The organism is Comamonas denitrificans, assembly GCF_017368815.1.
Classification (GTDB): domain Bacteria; phylum Pseudomonadota; class Gammaproteobacteria; order Burkholderiales; family Burkholderiaceae_C; genus Comamonas; species Comamonas denitrificans.
The window spans coordinates 1-2,529 of sequence record NZ_JAFNME010000066.1 but is presented as its reverse complement, the minus strand read 5'-3'; the positions used below and the strand labels follow the sequence as shown (position 1 = coordinate 2,529).

The 2,529-nt window shown below is 63.5% G+C and carries 2 protein-coding genes and 1 pseudogene; 2 read left to right on the top strand and 1 reads right to left on the bottom strand.

Going from position 1 to position 2,529, the window contains the following annotated elements; translation table 11 throughout:
- On the top strand, window positions 1–887 hold an 887-nt coding region (fdhD, locus tag J1777_RS14165), incomplete at its 5' end, for a formate dehydrogenase accessory sulfurtransferase FdhD (RefSeq protein ID WP_207576314.1).
- Window positions 888–1,074: 187 nt separating this feature from the next.
- A complete protein-coding gene (gene miaB / locus J1777_RS14160; protein WP_207576313.1) occupies window positions 1,075–2,403 on the top strand; it encodes a tRNA (N6-isopentenyl adenosine(37)-C2)-methylthiotransferase MiaB in 1,329 nt (442 codons plus the stop codon).
- A gap of 8 nt (window positions 2,404–2,411) precedes the next feature.
- On the opposite strand, the pseudogene J1777_RS14155 reads toward miaB, so the two are convergent.
- Window positions 2,412–2,529, bottom strand: a pseudogene (locus tag J1777_RS14155) (IS5/IS1182 family transposase); the annotation flags it as partial.

Below are 2,529 nucleotides of genomic sequence, written 5' to 3'. Positions count from 1 at the left end.
TGCCACCGCTGCCCAGTACCACCACGGCGGCCACCACCCGGTTCCACGCCAGCCAAGGAGCGGCCCCGCACACCCTGGTGCTGGCCACCGAAGTGCCCGTGGCCCTGGTCATCAACGGCATTGCCCATGCGGTGCTGATGGCCACCCCCGCCGACCTGAGCGCGCTGGCGCTGGGTTTTTTACTCACCGAAGGCATCATTGACCAGGCCAGCGATTGCTACGACCTGCAGATCGAACCCCTGAGCGCCCAATGCGTCGGCCTGCCCGAGGGGATAGACGCGGTGCAGGTCGATCTGCAGATTGCCGCCCGCTGCATGGCGCGGCTGCAGAGCAAGCGCCGCAGCATGAGCGGGCGCACCGGCTGCGGTGTCTGCGGGGTGGAAAGCTTTGTCGGCCTGGACCTCGATTGCCCCCCGGTGCCCGCCGCCCCTTGGCTGGCCCAGGTGGATGCGCCCACGGTGCTGGCCGCCATGCAGGCCCTGTACCACCAGCAGCCCTTGCACCACGCCAGCCAATCCGTGCACGCTGCCGCCTGGGCCGATGCCAGCGGGCAGGTGCTGCACGTGATGGAAGACGTGGGCCGCCACAACGCCCTGGACAAACTCATTGGCCACCTGGCCCAAACAGGCCAGCTGAACCCACGCGAGCCGCAGGCCGCCCCGGGTTTTGTGCTGCTGTCCAGCCGAGGCAGCCACGAGCTGGTGCGCAAATGCGCCCGCGTGGGCATTGCCGCGCTGGCCACCTTGTCCGCCCCCACGGCCATGGGGGTGCGCATGGCCGAGCTGACCCAGCTGCGCCTGTGGGGCCTGTGCCGTGGCCCCAGCGCCACCTTGTTTGCCCCTGGGGGCATACCCGCACAGCCCAGCCAGCCCCAGGCCAGCGCCTAAAATCGCGGCCTTCTCTCTCTGACCCCCTCGTTTTCAGCCCCTGGATACACACCATGCCCGCTGTCACCACCACCTTGGCCTGCTCTGGCGTGCGCCCGCTGTGGGCGAAACAATCCAATTGCTGTAATTTTTAATAGCTGCCAGCGCTTACCCAATAAGCGTTAAGGCCACTTTTTATCTAAAATTTATGTCTAAAAAAGTCTTTATCAAAACCTTTGGCTGCCAAATGAACGAGTACGACTCGGACAAGATGGCCGACGTGCTGGGCGCGGCCCAAGGCTACGAACCCACCGACGACCCCGAGCAAGCCGACCTGATCCTGTTCAACACCTGCTCGGTGCGCGAAAAAGCGCAAGAAAAAGTCTTTTCCGACCTGGGCCGTGTGCGCCACCTCAAAGAAAAAGGCGTGCTCATTGGCGTGGGCGGCTGCGTGGCCAGCCAAGAGGGGGAAGAGATCATCAAGCGCGCGCCCTTCGTCGATGTGGTGTTCGGCCCGCAAACCCTGCACCGCCTGCCCGAGCTGCTCAATGCCCGCAAAAGCGCCCGCAAGCCGCAGGTGGACATCAGCTTTCCTGAAATTGAAAAATTCGACCACCTGCCCCCGGCGCGGGTGGAAGGGGCCAGCGCCTTTGTCTCCATCATGGAAGGCTGCTCCAAATACTGTAGCTACTGCGTGGTGCCCTACACGCGCGGCGAGGAAGTGAGCCGCCCGCTCGATGATGTGCTGGTGGAAATTGCCGGCCTGGCCGACCAGGGCGTGAAAGAAATCACCCTGCTGGGCCAGAACGTAAACGCCTACCGTGGCCCCATGGGCGATAGCGCCGAGGTGGCCGACTTTGCCCTGCTGCTGGAATACGTGGCCGAGATTCCCGGCATCGAGCGCCTGCGCTTTACCACCAGCCACCCCAATGAGTTCACGCCACGCCTGATCGAGGCCTACGCCACCATCCCCCAACTGGTCAGCCACCTGCACCTGCCCGTGCAGCATGGCAGCGACAAAATTCTGATGGCCATGAAGCGCGGCTACACCGCTATGGAATACAAGAGCACGGTGCGCAAGCTGCGCGCCATTCGCCCCGACATGGCCATGAGCTCAGATTTCATCGTCGGCTTTCCCGGCGAGACCGAAGAAGACTTCCAGAAAATGATGAAGCTGATCCATGACGTGCGCTTTGACAACAGCTTCAGCTTCATCTTCAGCCCGCGCCCCGGCACCCCGGCGGCCAACCTGCACGACGACACCCCGCACGAAGTCAAGCTGCGCCGCCTGCACGAGCTGCAAGCGGTGATCAACCAAAACATCAAAGACATCAGCCTGGAGCGCGTGGGCACCACCCAGCGCCTGCTGGTGGAGGGCTACTCCAAGCGCGACAACGGCGAGCTGATGGGCCGCACCGAGTGCAACCGCGTGGTGAACTTCCCCGGCAACCCGCGCCTGATCGGCCAGTTGATCGACGTGCGCATCACCGAGGCCATGACCTACACCCTGCGCGGCGAGGTGGTGACCACCGCCTAAGAACGTGTTCAAAGTCTCCTGAGCAGAAGGCCCAAGAATGCCAAGTGGACGAACTGCAGGCTGGTGTTGAGCCAGCGCTCGCAGTTCTTCCACAGCCGCCGATTCTTCTCCAGCCAGGCAAAGCTG

What these genes read in the sequence shown, in the direction of transcription:
- miaB (WP_207576313.1), top strand. Translation starts at nt 1,075, where the DNA reads ATGTCTAAAAAAGTCTTTATCAAAACCTTTGGCTGCCAAATGAACGAG.